The sequence below is a fragment of the Pseudomonas syringae genome, from assembly GCF_001698815.1.
GTDB classification, from domain to species: Bacteria; Pseudomonadota; Gammaproteobacteria; order Pseudomonadales; family Pseudomonadaceae; genus Aquipseudomonas; species Aquipseudomonas syringae_A.
The window spans coordinates 261594-279047 of sequence record NZ_LGSI01000050.1 but is presented as its reverse complement, the minus strand read 5'-3'; the positions used below and the strand labels follow the sequence as shown (position 1 = coordinate 279047).

Genomic DNA, 17454 nt, shown 5'->3' with positions numbered 1-17454 from the left:
GATTGGCTGTTGGTTTTATTGCTGTATTCGTGAGTTCGGCGTCGCCGCTCAAACACGGGCGAGCGCCAGTTTGGGTGGCTGCACGGTGCGGCGGCCTTCGTCGGAAATCATCAGGCTGGTGTCTACATCCGCGCCGTAAAGGTCATTGAGGAACTGACTGCTGAGGCCATGGGCATTGCCGTCGTAATGAATACGACCGCCCTTGAGCGCCACGGCCCGCGGGCAATAACGCACGGCGTAATCCACCTGATGCAGGGTGACCACCACGGTCTTGCGGTCAGTGCGATTGATGTCGGCGAGGATTTCCATGACCTTGCGCGCCGACTCGGGATCGAGAGAGGCAATGGGTTCATCGGCGAGAATCACTTCGGCGCGCTGAGTCAACGCCCGGGCAATTGCCACGCGCTGTTGCTGGCCGCCAGACAAGGTCGAGGCCCGTTGTGCAGCGAGGTCAGCCAGGCCAACGCGGTCCAGGGATTCCATGGCACGCTGCTTTTCGTCGGCGTTGAACAAGCCAAAGTTGCCACGCCAGCCGGGCATGCGCCCCAGGCAACCAATGAGCACGTTGTCCAGCACGCTGAGGCGATTGACCAGATTGAACTGCTGGAAGATGTAGCCGATGTCCGAACGCAGATGCCGCACTTTGCCATTGAGGCGCCCGCTGGACTGCACTTCACGGCCCAGCACTTCGACCCGGCCGCCGTTGCTGCGGTCGCAACAGGCCAGGCCCGCCAGATGACGCAGCAGCGTGGATTTACCCGAGCCGGAAGCGCCGATCAAGGCAACCATTTCACCGGGTTGTATAGACAACGCAAGGTCAACCAAAGCGGGTTTGCGCGCAAAAGTCTTGTTCAGACGTTCGACATGGATGGCTGCGGACATAGGCTTCTCTGTCTGGTTGCGCAGCCGGAATGGCCGCTTGGGTGCAACAAACAGTAGAACCGGGGTATTTCAGCGGGATGAACTGAACATGACGGTTGGGTAACCGTTTGGTGAAAGGTTGAGTATGAAGGGATGACCAACCAGCATGTTCAGGACATCAACACGTGTTGGTTACACCCGTTATCTACCTTCAGAAAACCAATGTTTCATATCGATTACAACAACTAAAAGAATAATCAATGCAATATTGACGGCCCGAAGAAATACCACTAGACCCAAATAGTCACTGTTGTGACCTATCCCGGAAGAATGCTTGACCCGGCGTTATCGATGGCTTTGCCGCTTCGAACTATTTGAAAGAGATAGTTGGATAACGGAGGAATCACGGTCATGACAACCCAAACACAAACCCGGCGACCCATCACAAAAATCATCGTTGCCATTCACGGCATAGGCAGTCAGAGCCGTAGTAACACGATTCGCACTGTCGCACACCGCTTCGGAAGTCTGTCCGAGGACCCGCCACCGATCATGCCGCTGGGCTTCTTCCAGTTGGGTAACAACGGCGAAGTCCATGTCAGCAAGCTGGAAGTCGAAGAGGGCCATCCAATGGAAACGGTGGGTTTTGCCGAGATCTATTGGGCCGATGTTCCCAAACGTGTGGTCACGCAAGGAGATACGCTGGAAGAGAGCAAAGCCTGGGGCAAAACCGTTGTTGCCCGAGCCCACGCCTTGTACCAAAGGAGACTCAGGGAAAAGAATCCATGTCTGGATGACAAGGATTTCGCCTTGGCTGCGGGTGCGGTGGATGAAATATTAGAGGCCGTTACCGTGATCGAAAACCTGAGCTGGGTGTTCAAGAAGTCCGGAGTTTTCGAATTCCAGATTTCTTCCCTGCTCACTGATTACATCGGCGACGTGCAATTGGTTGCCGACTTCAAATCCTATCGAAAACAAATAATTGATAACTTCCACGACGCGATGACACAAATTGTCGACAGTTTTAAAACCAAACAACCTGAGACGCCGAGGATTTACATCGTCGCCCACAGCGAAGGGACCGTTATCAGTTTTCTCGCAATGCTTGAAGCGCTGTCCGCTCCCGTAAACAGTTCTTTGCAGGCCGAGTCCGGCCGAACCGCGACGTATCAGTGGATTCAACACGTTTCCGGCTTCATGACCCTGGGTTCGCCTATCGACAAACATATACTGCTGTGGCCAAAGCTCTGGCCGGTTGACACTATCGCAACCGAGAATTTCACCGGCGCATTGCCGTTGGGCCCCGTCACCGTCATTACGCAATCGCCGGAGAATGGCATCACCCTGCCCGCGCCGATCAAATGGCGTAACTACTACGACTTTGGAGACCCGGTCGGCTTCCAGCTGGATAGCGCACGGGCTTACCTGCAGGATCAGCGATGCGCTGCATTTGAGTTCAATTTAGAACATGACTTCGGTTTTGCCAGGTACTGGCTACCGGGCAAAGCACACGTCGATTACTGGCAAGATCCTGATGTGTTTCATCATTTCATTGATGACGTGGTGTTTGCTGATCCCTCGCCCAAAGTGGCAGATACGTCAGCAGCCGCAACCGACACGCCTGGCACCAGCGGTTCTCGCCCGGCGAAAAGCCCCCCGCCGAAGACCAGGCAAGTAGTCAGTCTGGTGAGTGTCGCTATTCCTTATGTACTGTCATTCCTGCTGCATGTCGCCGCTGTGTACTTCATGCTCAAAGCCGTCATGACCTTCCTGTATCTGGACTCCTGGACTGCGCTCCAAATAACAACCTGTGTCATCACACTGTCCATCCTGCTCGCCAGTATCACCGTCGCCGGCCGACTTCCGCGCCTGGTAAAACGCACGCAAAAGCGATGGTGGATACTTGCAATAGGTGTTTATGCAGTGGGGGCTTTCGCCGTTATATATATACTGGATGACCGAACTGCGGCCTTCCTGACTTTTGGCATCGCAGACGCGACGACAATTGAAAGCTTTTATGGGGTTTCGCTGGAGAAAGCATGGCTTATCGGCTTGGGTGCCTTTGTCGCGGCGTCGTGCTGGCTGGTTCCACGCAATCCTCGCTGGGGCCGTAGGTTTATGGTCGGTTCAGGTATGTTGGTGGTGGGGATTGCAATAGCAGTGGGCTATATCAATGCACCGACTATGTTCGAACCACCTACTGCAAATGGGACCGCAGTCAAGGAAGTAAAACGCCTGCTCTGGCCGCTTGTGCTTGCAGCGCTGGCGTTTATCTATCTGTGGTGGCTGGCGATCCTGACCTTTGATCTCGCGTTCATCTGGCATCGTTATATCCGTAACTCGGTGGCCATCGATGCCGTCAGGTGCTGGCAGGATGAAAAAGATGCAAAGCCACGAACATTCAAAGGGCGCGAACCCAGTCTGGCAGTACCTCATTTTTCACTGGTCAGCCAGGTCACTAAAAACCGATTGCCGCGATGATGTAGCTGGAACGCTGTCATCACTGTAGGAGCCGAGCTTGCTCGCGATAGCGTCAAGTCAGACGAATGATGGTTCGAATGACAGATCCAATCGCAAGCAAGCTCGGCTCCTACACTGTCCGTTTCAGGTAACGCTTCGCTTTATATCCGGAACGTCCCCACCAAATGCTGCAAACGCGCAGCCTGTTCTTCGAGATGGCCACAGGCATCCAGCGTGAGCTTGAGGTTGTCGACGCCTTCCTGGTTGAGGGTGTTGATCTGGGTGATGTCGACGTTGATCGACTCCACCACTGCAGTCTGCTCTTCGGTGGCCGCCGCCACAGACTGGTTCATGCCGTTGATTTCGTCGATGCGTCGGGTAACGCTGCTCAAGCGTTCGCCCGCCTGGTTGGCAACGGTGACGCTGCTTTCGCTCTGACGCTGGCTTTCGGTCATGGTGACCACCGCTTCGCGCGCGCCGACTTGCAGCTCTTCGATCATGGTCCGCACTTGCTGCGCAGAATCCTGCGTCCGGTGCGCCAGATTACGGACTTCATCTGCGACCACCGCAAAGCCGCGCCCTGCTTCGCCAGCTCGCGCAGCTTCAATAGCAGCGTTGAGCGCCAGCAAGTTGGTCTGCTGGGAAATGCTGGTAATCACTTCAAGAATCTGCCCGATGTTCACCGTCTTGCCATTCAGGCTTTCGATGTTGGCGCAGGACTCGCTGATTTTCGACGACAGCTCATTCATCGCCGTGATGGTCTGCTGCACCACTTTCTGGCCATCGCCTGCCAGTTCGCTGGCATCCGCCGAGTGCTGGGAAGTACGCGCGGCGTTCTGGGCTATTTCCTGGGCCGCTGCGCCCAACTGATTGATCGCTGCTGCCACACTTTCGGTGCGGTTGGCCTGCTGATCGGAGTTGGTCATCGACGAGTTCGAAGCTCTGACCACGCGCAATGCCACTTCACCCAGCTGACCGGCGGTGGACGCCACTTCACGGATCGAACCGTGGATACGTTCGACGAAATGGTTGAACGACTGCGCCAGGGCACCGAATTCATCCTGGGAAGTAATTGCCAGACGCTTGGTCAGGTCGCCGTCCCCATCAGCGATATCGCGCATGGCGCGGCCCATCTGGTGCAGCGGCTGCATCAAGACGCGGATCAGCAAACCGAGCAACAGGATGATGATCACCACGGAGATCACCATCGCGGTGATGGCCGAGGTGCGGAACTCACCGAGCATCGAATAGGCAGCGTCCTGATCGAGAACCAGCGCTACATACCAGTTGGCCGAAGAAACGCCCTCGACTTTGGTGAGCGACATGATTTCGGCTTTACCCGAAGATTCAATCTCCCGCACGCCAGCAGTGATTGCCGGAGTGTCGTTCGGGTAAGCCTCGCTGATGTTTTTCAGCACCAGTTTGCTGTCCGGGTGAATCAGGATCTTGCCTTCGCCGCTGACAATGAACGCATAACCATGACCGCCAAAGTTCAGCGAGTTGATGGTTTTACTGATGCTGTCCAGGGAGATATCCGCACCGGCGACGCCGATAAATTGATTCTGGTATTTGACCGGCGTTGCCAGCGTCACCACCAACTTACCCGAAGAGGCTGCAATATACGGTTCAGTCACAATGGTGCCGGAAGCGTTTTGCGCAGCTTTATACCAACCCCGCGCACGTGGATCATAATCGGCCGCGCGATTACCGGCAGGTACGGAAAACATTACGCCGTCGGTACTGCCGAAATAACTGAGCTGGAAGTTGTCGCTGTACGCCGGCACACCGATGGCGCGCTGCAGCTCAGGCAGCGCCTTGCCGTCGGCGGCAATGCGCTGGGACATGGATTGCAGCAACTGCGTGCGGCTGTCGAGCCAGGTCTGGATATTCTGCGTCGTCAAACTGCCAAGCTGTTGCAACTCGGCAAATACATTGGTTTTTAATGTTTCGCGTTGTCGATAATCGTTCACGACGATAAAGCAAGTAAACGCGACAACCACAACCAATGCGGCGGCAAGCAGGATCTTCCTGCTGAAACCCAAACTTTTCATCATCACGGACACTTCCACTGCAAAAGAACAACGACGGAGGCGGCGTATTCTGCAGATAACAGAGAATGCCGTGCGGCGTTGTACTGGGCTTCGCAATAAAAGGAAAGTCGCTTCTTTTGAATGTATCTTCCAAATTGCCACTATCAGACGGATGACCTTGAAAGCGCCGAATCCGGAGCCGATGCGGCCTTGGCAGGCGCCAACCTGTTGGCGAGTCGGCGGCCCTGCCCAGGCAGATCAAGCTAGCTGCTGCGCACAACAGACTGCAAATGGCATCGCACCTGTGCTTCTCCACCCCTGGCTGCTGCCAATACCTGAGGTTTGTCACAGCCCACTGTGGCTTTCGGGCAGCGGTCACGGAAGAAACAGCCGGTCGGAAGCCTGCGGTTACCGGGTAACTCGGTCGGCGCGGCGACCTGAGTATTGTCCAGCGGCGCACCGAGGCGCGGCACTGCATCGAGCAACAGTTGCGTATAAGGATGGCGCGGTTGTTCCAGCACCTCGGCAGCGCTGCCCAGTTCGACGATTTGTCCCAGATACATAACCGCGACCCGGTCCGCCATATGCCGCACCACCGACACGTTGTGGGAGATCAGGATATAAGTCAGGTCGCGGCCGCGTTGCAGTTCGGCCAGCAAATTCAGAATCTGCGCCTGCACCGAGATATCCAGTGCCGAGGTCGGTTCGTCGAGGACGATAATGTCCGGATCAGACGACAACGCCCTTGCAATGGCGATCCGCTGCCGCTGACCTCCGGAAAACTGATGCGCGAATCGATCCAGGTACTCAGGGCGGATGCCCACCTGCGCTGCGACCCTCGCCGCAATGTCACGCATGTCCCGACGCGGGACCGTACGTTGCACATACAGCGGCTCGGTGATGATTTTCCACACCGGCAAGCGCGGATCCAGCGAGGACTGCGGATCCTGGAAAACGATCTGCACATTGCTGCTGCGCTCGCGAGCGTCGTTGTAGATCCAGTCGACGCTGCCCAGGGTTGGCTTGATCAAACCCATCAGCAATTGCGCCAGGGTGCTCTTGCCACAGCCGGATTCGCCCACCACGCCCAGTGTTTCCCCGGCGCGGACCTGCAGGTCGAGACCGTTCAGGGCATGAGCCACGCCTTTAGGCCGCCCTAGCCAGTCGCTGCCGACCGGGAAATGCACCCGTACATCGTTGAGGGCAAGGATCGCCGAGTTGTCTTCCGGCAGGCGTTTACGTGCGTTATTGATCATGAGGCTTGCTCCGCAGCGTTCAGCCAGCAGGCGCTCTTGCGCAAGCCGGCAGCATCTATGGCCAGCAGCGGCGGACGCTCCAGGCACTTGGGCATGGCGAACGCGCAACGATCACGAAACGTGCAGCCGTCGGGTAAGGCGGACAGGTTCGGCACCTGACCGGGAATAGTCATCAGGGCTTCACCGGGCCGGACTTGCTCGGGCAGTCCGCTTAACAAGCCCTTGGTGTAGGGATGACGCGGATCGGCCATGACCTGAGCGGTATCCCCTTGCTCCACCACCGCGCCGGTGTACATCACGTACACCCGGTCGCAGAACTGCGAAACCAGCGCCATGTCGTGGGTAATCAGCAAAATCGCCGTACCCCGCTCCCGGGCTTTTTCTCGCAGCAACAGCAGCACCTGCCGTTGCACGGTGACATCCAGCGCGGTGGTCGGCTCGTCAGCGATCAACAGTTGCGGGTCACAGGAAAACGCCAGGGCGATCATCACCCGCTGGCGCATGCCGCCGGACAGTTCGAACGGGTAGCTCTCCAGCACCTGCTCCGGGTCGGCAATGTGCATGTCGCGCAGCAATGCAATCGCCTTGCTTCGAGCCTGATCCTTGCTCAAACGCTGATGATGAATGATGACATCAGTCATTTGCCTGCCGATGCGCCGGGTAGGATTCAGGGCGGTCATCGGCTCCTGAAAGATCATCGCGACATCGCGCCCGCGCACCTTCAACAGTTCTTTCTCCCGGGCCGCCAACATGTCCCGGCCGAGGATGTTCAGACTGCCTGCGGTGACCCGATAGCTGCGCTCCGGCAGCAACCGCAGGCTCAACATGGCCGTCACCGATTTACCGGAGCCGGACTCGCCAATCACGCCGACGATCTCGCCGGGATTGACATGCAGGGAGACGCCATTGAGTGCCTTGACCGTGCTGCGATAGGCCGGAAATTCAATGCTCAGGTTATCAATGGTCAATACCGGCGCGAGGCTCGTTGCCGGGATGCTAGCGCTATGAATAGGCATGGTCATTTCCCCTGTTGCCGTGGATCGAGCAAGTCGCGCACGCCGTCGCCCAGCAGATTGAAACCGGTGGCAGTGACCAGAATCGCCAAGCCGGGAAAAGTCGAATACCACCATTGGTCAAGGATGTAGTTGCGCCCGGTTGCGACCATCGCGCCCCACTCCGCTGTCGGTTGTTGCGCACCCAGACCGATGAAGCCCAGCGCCGAGGCCATGAGAATCGCCGCACCGATATCCAGGCTCAGTTGCACCAGCAAAGGCGGCGTGGCGTTGCGCGCCACGTGCCAGAGCACGATGTGCCAGCGCCCCGCGCCAAAGGTCTGCGCCGCTTTGACGTAGCCCATCTGGCGGATGCTCAGTGCCTGGCCACGAGCCAGCCGCACATAGAACGGAATGCGCACCAGGGTAATGGCCAACATGGCGTTGAACAGACTTGGACCCAGCGCCGCCGTCAGGGCCATGATCAGCACCAGCGATGGCACCGAGAGCATGATGTCCATCAAACGCATGATCAGACTGTCGAAACGACCGCCAATGACCCCGGACATGCAGCCCAGCAAACCGCCGATCAGGCAGGAAGAAAATGCGACGAACAAGCCGACTCCCACGGATTGCTGGCTGCCGAACAACACACGGCTCAATAAGTCGCGTCCCACTTCATCCGTGCCGAACCAATGCTCCGCCGAGGGCGGTGCGAGACGATGAATAAGGTCCAGTGCATTGGGATCGTAAGGCGCCAGCCACGGCGCGAAAATCATGCATAGCAGTACTAAAGCGCTGATGACCAGACCAGCAATGGTCAGCGGGCTGCGACCGATCTGATAGCGCAAATAGGCGAACCGTTCCCGCCACGCAGGGGTTTGCGCTACAGACGGAATGCTCAAGGGCGTGAGTGGAGTCGTCATGTCAGTTGACCTCGCCGATACGTGGGTCGATCAGGCGGTAGACAAGATCGATTGCCATGTTGAGCAGCACATAGATGAAGGAAACCACGATCGCAAAGCCCATCACCGCCGGAAAATCCAGAGACTGGATCGACTTGACCACGTAGGCGCCCATGCCTGGCCAGGCGAATACCGTTTCGGTCAGCACTGCGCCATACAGCAGATCGCCCAATGTCAGGCCCAGGACCGTCACGGATGGAATCAATGCGTTGGGCAGCGCGTGGCGCAGAATCACTGCCCACTTCGACAAACCGTAAGCCCGCGCGGTACGGATGTAGTCCTCGCCCAATTGATCGAGCATCGCGGAGCGTATCTGCCGCGCGATCACGCCAAGATTGACGAAGCCCAACGTCACAGCGGGCAGAAGCAAATGCTGCGCGGCATTCTTGAACAACTCCCAGTCGCCCATCAGCAACGAGTCAATCAGATAGAAACCGGTGATGGTTCGCGGCGGTGTCAGGCCTTCATCCAGCCGGCCACTGCCTGGTAACCAATTCAAGTGGCCGTAGAACAGCACGATCAGGCCAAGTCCTAGCCAGAACGCCGGGGTGGAAATGCCGGTGACCGCCACCGTGCGGGCAATCTGGTCAATGGCGCGGTTGTGGTACACCGCCGACAGCACGCCCAGCGGCACGCCAATCAGGATCGACAGCAACAAGGCGGCAAGCGCCAGTTCCAGAGTCGCCGGGAAATAGGCCTGCAAGTCCTCAAGAACCGGGCGACTGGTGCGGATGGACGTACCCAGATCACCCTGCAGCAGATCGAGCATGTAGCGGCCATATTGTTGATAAAGCGGCAAATCCAGCCCCAACTGATGGCGGATGTTGGCAACAATGGCATCGCTGGCCCGGTCGCCGGCGATCAGCCGGGCCGGGTCGCCGGGAATCAGGTGAGAAATCGCAAAAGTGATCACGGAAACGCCAATCACGACCAGCAGCAGGCCGAACAGACGTTTGCGCAGAATATTCAGGAAGGCCATCAGGCACCTCGGTCACGCTATAAATGGCAATTCAAAACGACTGCCTTGGGCACGGCGTTGCAGCACTCCCCTCTTTTGCCATGCAGGGAAGCGCTGAACGTTTACGGTCGAACGGATGAGCCGGTGACGGTTACTTGGTGATCGTCGCCACGTTGAACACTTGCTCCAGCATCGGATTGAACACATACCCTTTAACGTTATCCCGCATCGGCAAGGTGTAGGCTTTCTGGTACAGATAGGCATAGACGCTGTCATTGAGGACGATCTTCTGCGCCTGCTGGTACAGCTCGGTACGCTTGCCTGCGTCATTGGTGGCCGCTGACTCACGAATCAGCTTGTCCACCGCAGGGTTTTCGTAAAAGGAGCGGTTGCCGGCCAGGCCTTGCAGCTTGGAGTCGAACCAGAAGTTCATGAACATGTAGGGGTCGGCGAAGTCCGGGCTCCAGGAACCAATGGCGATGTCGAAATCACCGCTGCCCAGCCGCTCACGCATTGTCGCGTTGGCCATTTTTTCCATCTTCATATTGATGCCCAAGGGTTGCAGACCGGCTTGCAGGGTCAGGCCGATGGGTTCCCAGTTCGGGTCCTTGTCAGAGTAGATGAACTGCAGTGCGCTGATCTTGGTGGGCACCTTGGCAAGATCGGCCTTGGCCTTGGCAAGATCCTGTTTCGGGACCGGCAACCTCTCATCGTAGGCCCACATGCCTTGAGGAATCGGACCATTCATAGGCTTGGCCTTGCCTTTGAGAATGCCGTTGATGATGCCGTTGTAATCCAGGGCATCGACAATGGCCCGGCGTGCATCCGGGTTATTCATCGGGACCTTTTTGTTGTTCAGGTACAGCAGCGTGACCCGCAACGAAGGGAAGTCGCCAATGACCACGCCAGATTTCTTGCTCAAGGCTTCAAGCTGGTCTTCCGGCATGTCCTCGATGATGTCCAGGTCGCCATGTTCCAGTTGCAGACGGCGTACCGAGGCCTCACTGATGATCTTCACCACGACCTTGTTCAGCGTCGGCTTGGGACCGGCGTAATAGCTGTTGTGCTCCATGGTCAGCGATTGTCCCTTCTGCCAGCCGGTCAGCTTGAACGCCCCGGAACCCGCCGTGTGGGTCGACAGATACGCATCGGCACCTTCGGTTTTTTTGGCCACTTCCGGGTTAACGATAGCTGCACCGTTGTGGGCCAGGGTCGAAAGGAATGGCGCATAAGGCGTTTTCAGCGTGAAGCGCACGGTCAGCGGGTCGACCACGGAAACGGCCATGTCATCCGGGAACGCCCCGGACGGGCCCTGCTTCAGTTTCATGACCCGATCGAAGGAGAACTTGACCGCGTCGGCATTGACGTCGGTACCGTCATCGAACTTGTTACCCGACTTGAGCTTGAACTCCCAAACCAGACTGTCAGCCGAGGTGGTCCAGCCGGACGCCAGTTCGCCTTGCACTTCGGTACTGCCTTTGCCGTTCTCGACCTTGTAGGAAACCAGTCGCTGATAGGCTGGATAAGTCACCGTCCAGTCGTTGTTATCGATGGTCACGGCCGGGTCGAGGGTCTGTGGATCGGCAGGCTTGCCGATCATCAAAACGTCCTTGGGCACTGCAGCACTGGCGGACTGCCAGGCGCCAAGCCCCATGGCGGTACACAGCAGTGCCATGACCAGATTGCGCGGGTTCAAGCGCGGGTTGCAAAGAGAGTTCATGCCGGTTCCTTGATCATTCGATGTGTGGAAGTTCGTCAGGTTTTTTATTGAAGCTATACCGGGCAGTTCAAACTCGGACTTGCGTCCGAAAACGGCGTTTTCTCCAGGAAGATCACGCCGGATTCAAGCCGGGATTCATGGTCGTCCCGGTCCTATAAAACGTCAGTGCTGTCAGTGGCTGGCGGTGCAGATGGTCTGCTCATCGATCAACGGATAGTCGTCGGCCTCCGGTAATTCGTAGTGCCACCATTCGCTGTCGATGTGCCGAAAACCTGAAGCCAGCATGATGCCCAGCAGCATCAGGCGATTACGCTGCACCGCAGGCGGCAGGTCGGCATAAAACTGATGAGAAGGTTCGCGCATGTCATCGAAACCGGTGCCCATGTCCAGCGGCTGACCGTCCGGATCGAGCAGCGTCAGGTCCACTGCGACACCACGGCTGTGATGCGAACCCAGGCTTGGGTCACGCACATATTCCGGGTTCGGCAACGCCTGCCAGAGCAGAAGCTGCGCATACGGCGGGCGATAGGCATCGAAAATCCGCAGCCGGTAGCCCGCCTGGCGCGCCAGGCGGCTGGCTTGGCGCAGACAACGTTCGGCGTCCACATGCAGCAGGCAGCGCGGGTCCTGATAAATCACCTTGCCAGCCAGATTGTCGGCACCGGCATAAATCAGGTCGATGTCGACCTGCAGGGCATTGGCGTCGACTTCGACAAGTGGGCTGTTGTTCACGCGATTACTCCAGTGATACGTGGATCATTAAATGGCAATTCGACGGCCGAACCCGTTATTCAAACTGGCCGAACAATTCCTGCAACTGACGATTCTTCGCCAGGCGCTCGTCTAGGCTGTCGCCATACCGCTCGGCCACAGCGGAAACCATCAGATTGAACAGGCATGCCAGCGGTGCCGGTGAATCCCAGAACTGCCCGACGTCGGACTTCAGTTGCAGCAGATCAAGGGGAAAATCCCGTGCCCAGGGGCAATGGAAGTCGGTGATCAAGGCCAACGGCAGCCGTTGATTGCTGGCAGCCTCGCAGAACTTTCGGGTCATGCTGGAGTAGGTTCGGAAGTCGGCAATGATTGCGTAAGGGTTTTCGAAATCGGAGTTCAACGACTCGGCATAGGTCCCGGACAAACCGTCAACGTAGTAGACCTTTGGCCGGATGTATTCCAGGTGGCTGAAGAAGGTATTGAGGATGCCGCGGGTGGTCTGCACGCCGACGATAAATACCGCATCGGCGGCATGAATACGCTCGACAATGCTGGCAAACGCTTCGCTGCGCGCCAGGGCATAAACGTGCTGGATCGCCTCCAGTTCGCGATTCAACGAACGTTCCAGGGCGTCGCCTTGGGTCGCTTCTTCACGGAAGGCACCCAGTCGATCGGTCAGCACCCAACTGTGCGGGGATGCGCCGCGCAGGCTTTGCTTCACATCATCGATATTGCGATAGCCCAGCGAGCGAAAAAAACGCCCCACGGAAATGCCGGTGGTGCCGGTCTGCTGGGCGATGCTGTCGGCCGTCTCGAACGGCAGTTGCTGCGGATTGGCCAACAAGTAACCGGCAATGCGCTTGCCAGTAGGCGTCAGCTCAGTGAAGCGCTGTTCGAGGGTATCGAGGAAGCTGGGAGTTGGCGTGGAATTCATGCTGGATTCAGCATCCTGCTTGGCGCGAGAAATGTTAGAAATGACTCACGCCATCTCGAAGTGTTATCAACATAACATTCGATTTCGAGGAAATACAACGCCTTTTTTGCTGATTTTTCGGAGATTGATTGGGGTGATTCAAGTCGGTGCAGCAGGCGATCAAAGTGCGCTTTTAATGGGCAGAAAATGCCCGTTCGTGTACTGGGTAGAGCCAACGTGCTGGCGACGCGATGTCCGCCTGCACACAGGATCCGTAGGACCGGCTTTAGCCGGGAGGGCGCAAGGTCTGACGACGCAACTGCTGCGAATGTATCGGCCTGCTCCCGGCTAAAGCCGGTCCTACGGGTTGTGTGATGAGGATCAAGACGGCATCCACCTCCAGCGCTAGCGCAAATTAGTCTTCGCCAACTCAAACACCTCATCCCCGCGCCCGCTGAGTACGGCACGCATCATGTACAGGCTGAAGCCCTTGGCCTGGGCCAGTTTGATTTTTGGCGGGATGCCCAGTTCCTGCTTGGCGGTGACCACGTCGAGCAGGACCGGCCCCGGATGATCGAAGGCCTTGCGCAAGGCCGCTGGCAGTTCCTCAGCGTTTTCTACGCGAATCCCCAGAACCCCCGCGCCCAGGGCGATTCCGGCGAAGTTGGTTTCGTACAGATCGGTGCCGTGGGGAACGTAGCCGCTGGCTTTCATTTCCATGTCGACAAAGCCCAGCGAACCGTTGTTGAACACCACCATTTTGATCGGCAGGTTCAACTGGCGCACGCTGAGCAAGTCGCCCAGCAACATCGACAGCCCGCCGTCACCGCACATGGAAATCACCTGACGCTCCGGGAATGCCGCCTTGGCGCCAAGCGCTTGCGGCATCGCGTTAGCCATCGAGCCGTGGTTGAACGAGCCGATGAGTGTGCGCTTGCCGTTCATGTGCAGGTAACGTGCGGCCCACAACGTTGGCGTGCCGACATCGACGGTGAAGATTGCGTCAGCGTCGGCTTGCTCATCGATCAGCTTGGTCAGGTATTGCGGGTGGATTGGATTGCCCGGCGATGACGGCGTGGCCAATTCATCCAGCCCTTCCCGCGCCTTGGCGTAATGCTTGAGGGCCTTGTCCAGAAAGCGACGGTCCTCGTGGCGATCCAGTTTGGGCAGCAACGCCGAAACCGTTTCCTTCACCCCGCCCACCAGGCCCAGGGCAATCGGGGTACGCCGCCCGAGCGCAGTGGGATCGAGGTCGATCTGCACGATCTTCGCGTCAGTCGGATAGAAATTGCGATACGGAAAACTACTGCCGAGGATGACCAGCGTGTCACAGGACAGCATGGCGTGGTACCCGGAGCTGAAACCGATCAGACCGGTCATGCCCACGTCGAAGGGGTTGTCGTATTCCACGTATTGCTTGCCGCGCAAGGCGTGAACCACCGGTGCACCGAGTCGGTCGGCCAGCGCCACGACTTGCTCATGAGCGTCGGCACAACCTGCGCCGCACAGCAAAGTGATTGCCTTGGAATCATTGAGAATGTCGGCCAGTTGCTGAATGTCCTCATCGTCCGGCGTGACGCTGGGCGCGGCAACATTGACCCACTTTGCCGGGACATCCGGCGCATCGCTCAAGGCTACGTCGCCGGGCAGCACGATGACCGCAACGCCTTGCTGGCTGATCGCGGCACGCATGGCGCGTTCCAGGACGCGAGGGAACTGCTCGGGGTTGGTGACCAGTTCGACGAAGTGACTGCACTCTTTGAACAGTTCCTGCGGATGGGTTTCCTGGAAGTAACCGAGGCCGATTTCCGACGAAGGAATATGCGCAGCAATCGCCAGGACCGGCACCCGGCTGCGATGGCAGTCGTACAGTCCGTTGATCAAATGCAGATTCCCCGGCCCGCAACTGCCCGCGCACACCGCCAGCTTGCCGGTAGCCGCCGCTTCGGCTCCGGCAGCAAACGCAGCGACCTCCTCATGGCGAGTGTGCATCCAGCGGATGGCGCCGAGTTTTTCCAGGCTGTCGGTCAAGCCATTGAGGCTGTCACCGGTAACGCCCCAGATACGGGTGACGTCGGCTGCGGCGAGGGTCTGTGCGAGGTGATCTGCGATGGTCTTGGACATGCGGGATTCCTTGTCGAGACAGATGTTGGATCGCGCCGGGATTGCGACACGCATCAGTCATCGACCCGCTGTAGCCGGGACAAGTTCAGAACCTGGCTCTTACGGGCGGCGCAGAATCATCGTGGGAGCGAGCTTGCTCGCGAAGCTGTCTACCTGACAGCACCATCCGCACTGGCCTCTTCGCGAGCAAGCTCGCTCCCACAGGTCGCGCTTCATTCGTCCAACGAGCGCTCCTTGGCCCCTACACATGCGGCACATCCGGCTTGGCCTGCGGGGCGTATTGCGCCTTGAGCTTGCCGTCCTTGTCCAGCAGCCACGCGTCGAGGATCTGTCGCACCACCGGACCGGCAACCCGGCCGCCGGCTTCGCCGTTCTCGATCATCACCGACACCACGATCTTCGGATGTGCCGCCGGGGCGAAGCCGACAAACAAAGCGTTATCCCGGTTACGTTCCAGGGTCTTCAAGCGGTTGTAGCGCTCGCCCTGCTTGATCGCCACCACTTGCGCGGTGCCGCTCTTGCCCGCGATGCGGTATTGCGCACCCAAGGCTGCGGCGCGGGCGATGCCTCGGGGATCATGCATCACCATCTGCATGCCTTCGTTGACCTGATTCCACTCATTCGGGTCGTGCAACACGATATTGGGCATCGGGTGCTCGTCGACCGGCGCGACATTGCCGACGGTCATCGCCAGATGCGGCCGAACCCACACGCCTTTGTTGGCGATCAACGAAGTTGCCTGCGCCAGTTGCAACGGCGTGACCTGCATGTAGCCCTGGCCGATACCCAGGATCACCGTTTCACCGGGGAACCACGCCTGCCGCCGCGTGGCGCGTTTCCATTCGCGGGACGGCATCAGTCCTGCGGCCTCTTCGAACATATCCAGCGAAACTTTCTGACCCAGGCCGAACATGGTCATGTAGTCGTGCATGCGGTCGATGCCCAGCTTGTGCGCCAGGGTGTAAAAGTAGGTGTCGTTGGAGCGCATGATCGCCGCGTCCAGGTCCACCCAGCCATCGCCGCTGTGGTTCCAGTTGCGGTATTTGTGATCGAAGTCCGGCAGCTGGAAATAGCCGGGGTCGAAGACCCGCGTCGAGGCATTGACCACGCCGCTGTCCAGGCCGGCAATCGCGACTTCCGGCTTGATGGTCGAGCCCGGCGCGTAGAGCCCGCGCAGCACCCGGTTGAACAGTGGCCGGTCGATGGAATCACGCAGCGCGGCGTATTCCTTGAAGCTGATACCGGTCACGAACAGGTTGGGGTCAAAGCTCGGTTTGCTGACCATGGCCAGCACTTCGCCGGTTTCCGGATCCAGCGCCACCACCGAACCACGGCGGTCGCCCAAGGCTTCTTCGGCCGCTTCCTGCAGGTGGATATCCAGGCTCAGGGTGATGTTCTTGCCGGCAGTCGGATCAGTGTGTTTGAGCACTCGCAATACCCGGCCCTGAGCGTTGGTCTCGACTTCCTCATAACCCACATGACCGTGGAGTTCCGATTCGTAGAAACGCTCGATGCCGGTCTTGCCAATGGACTGCGTACCTCGGTAGTCCACAGAATCCAGTTGCTTGGACTCTTTCTCGTTGATGCGCCCGACATAGCCGATGGAATGGGCGAAATGCGCACCCAGCGGGTAATGACGCACGAACTGCGGCTCGACTTCGATGCCTGGTAATAAGAACTGATTCACTGCCAGCACGGCTATCTGCTCTTCGGTCAGCTCATATAACAGCGTCACCGGTTCGAAGGGATGCCGTGCCTGCTTGAGGTCTTTATCGAACAGAATCCGGTCTTCGTCGGGGAGCTTGAGCAGCTCCATCAGTTCGTCGATGACCCGACGCCAATCCCCGGCACGCTCGCGTGTCAGCGTCAGGTTGAAACTGGGACGGTTGTCGGCCAGCACCACACCGTTGCGGTCGAAGATCAGCCCGCGTTCCGGCGTAATCGGCAACACATGCACGCGGTTGTTTTCGGAAATCGTCGAGTGATAGGCGAATTCGGTGACTTGCAGGAAGTACATCCTGGCCACCAGACAGCAACTCAATATGGCCACGAACAGGGCGCAGGCGATCAACCGTTTGTTGACCAGACGCGTCTCTTTTTCGTGATCCTTCAAAGGTATCGGATCGGGCATTACTACAGCTTCTCGGTGGAATGACGAACGTTTGGAAGGTTACGCGAAAATATGTATGAATAAATATTTCCTGGATTATGCCTGCGCACGATACCAACAAGCATGAATATAAAGAGATTTGTCTTCTGAAAACGGTACCAGAGGCGATCAAGCAGAGGAATTGTTGCAAATAACGTAATAGTTAATTGCGAAATGAAGGCAATGCAACTTTTAGTAACACATCTATGATGGTTAAACCCGTGGAAAAGATGGCGACGGACTCTGGGTTTCGCCCGCTTAGCGTGCGCCTTATGCATGCCGCATTACCAGAGACTAAATGCCACACCCTCG

At 57.9% G+C, this 17454-nt stretch carries 12 protein-coding genes and 1 pseudogene; 1 reads left to right on the top strand and 12 read right to left on the bottom strand.

Annotation, left to right across the window (positions count from 1 at the left end; genetic code table 11):
• Window positions 1-48: 48 nt before the first annotated feature.
• The gene (gene phnC / locus AFK24_RS17080) at window positions 49-882 is read right to left on the bottom strand and encodes a phosphonate ABC transporter ATP-binding protein (RefSeq protein ID WP_065834316.1); all 834 of its coding nucleotides are present in this window, start codon (window positions 880-882) and stop codon (window positions 49-51) included.
• Between the two features lie 390 nt (window positions 883-1272).
• Between phnC and AFK24_RS17075 the strand changes: the two genes are divergently transcribed.
• A complete protein-coding gene (locus AFK24_RS17075; protein WP_065834315.1) occupies window positions 1273-3342 on the top strand; it encodes a hypothetical protein in 2070 nt (689 codons plus the stop codon).
• A 140-nt stretch (window positions 3343-3482) separates the two neighbouring features.
• Here the strand turns inward: AFK24_RS17075 and AFK24_RS32095 are convergent, their stop codons facing one another.
• The 11 genes and pseudogenes from AFK24_RS32095 to mrdA all read right to left on the bottom strand — a co-directional run bounded on the left by AFK24_RS32095 (window position 3483) and on the right by mrdA (window position 17124).
• A complete protein-coding gene (locus AFK24_RS32095) occupies window positions 3483-4247 on the bottom strand; it encodes a methyl-accepting chemotaxis protein (protein ID WP_371106423.1) in 765 nt (254 codons plus the stop codon).
• A gap of 93 nt (window positions 4248-4340) precedes the next feature.
• Window positions 4341-5372, bottom strand: a pseudogene (locus tag AFK24_RS32090) (HAMP domain-containing protein); the annotation flags it as partial.
• Between the two features lie 242 nt (window positions 5373-5614).
• Window positions 5615-6607: an oligopeptide/dipeptide ABC transporter ATP-binding protein gene (locus AFK24_RS17065; protein WP_065834313.1), complete on the bottom strand. Its 993-nt coding sequence runs from the start codon at window positions 6605-6607 to the stop codon at window positions 5615-5617.
• On the bottom strand, window positions 6604-7623 hold the full coding sequence (locus AFK24_RS17060) for an ABC transporter ATP-binding protein (protein WP_065834312.1): 1020 nt from the start codon (window positions 7621-7623) through the stop codon (window positions 6604-6606). The genes AFK24_RS17065 and AFK24_RS17060 overlap by 4 nt, the downstream gene beginning before the upstream one ends.
• A 2-nt stretch (window positions 7624-7625) precedes the next feature.
• Complete coding sequence (gene ddpC, locus AFK24_RS17055; protein ID WP_170826348.1) at window positions 7626-8525, bottom strand: D,D-dipeptide ABC transporter permease; 900 nt, start codon at window positions 8523-8525, stop codon at window positions 7626-7628.
• A 1-nt stretch (window position 8526) separates the two neighbouring features.
• On the bottom strand, window positions 8527-9543 hold the full coding sequence (locus tag AFK24_RS17050; protein ID WP_065834311.1) for an ABC transporter permease: 1017 nt from the start codon (window positions 9541-9543) through the stop codon (window positions 8527-8529).
• 130 nt (window positions 9544-9673) lie between these two features.
• Window positions 9674-11242: an ABC transporter substrate-binding protein gene (locus tag AFK24_RS17045; protein WP_065834310.1), complete on the bottom strand. Its 1569-nt coding sequence runs from the start codon at window positions 11240-11242 to the stop codon at window positions 9674-9676.
• Window positions 11243-11413: 171 nt separating this feature from the next.
• Window positions 11414-11974 carry a D-alanyl-D-alanine dipeptidase gene (gene ddpX / locus AFK24_RS17040; RefSeq protein WP_065834309.1) on the bottom strand — a complete coding sequence of 187 codons (561 nt, stop codon included), beginning with the start codon at window positions 11972-11974 and terminating at the stop codon, window positions 11414-11416.
• A 55-nt stretch (window positions 11975-12029) separates the two neighbouring features.
• On the bottom strand, window positions 12030-12890 hold the full coding sequence (locus tag AFK24_RS17035) for a MurR/RpiR family transcriptional regulator (RefSeq protein WP_065834308.1): 861 nt from the start codon (window positions 12888-12890) through the stop codon (window positions 12030-12032).
• A 384-nt stretch (window positions 12891-13274) separates the two neighbouring features.
• Window positions 13275-14993: a ubiquinone-dependent pyruvate dehydrogenase gene (gene poxB, locus AFK24_RS17030; protein ID WP_065834307.1), complete on the bottom strand. Its 1719-nt coding sequence runs from the start codon at window positions 14991-14993 to the stop codon at window positions 13275-13277.
• A gap of 241 nt (window positions 14994-15234) precedes the next feature.
• On the bottom strand, window positions 15235-17124 hold the full coding sequence (gene mrdA / locus AFK24_RS17025) for a penicillin-binding protein 2 (protein WP_065834306.1): 1890 nt from the start codon (window positions 17122-17124) through the stop codon (window positions 15235-15237).
• Between the last annotated feature and the right edge of the window lie 330 nt (window positions 17125-17454).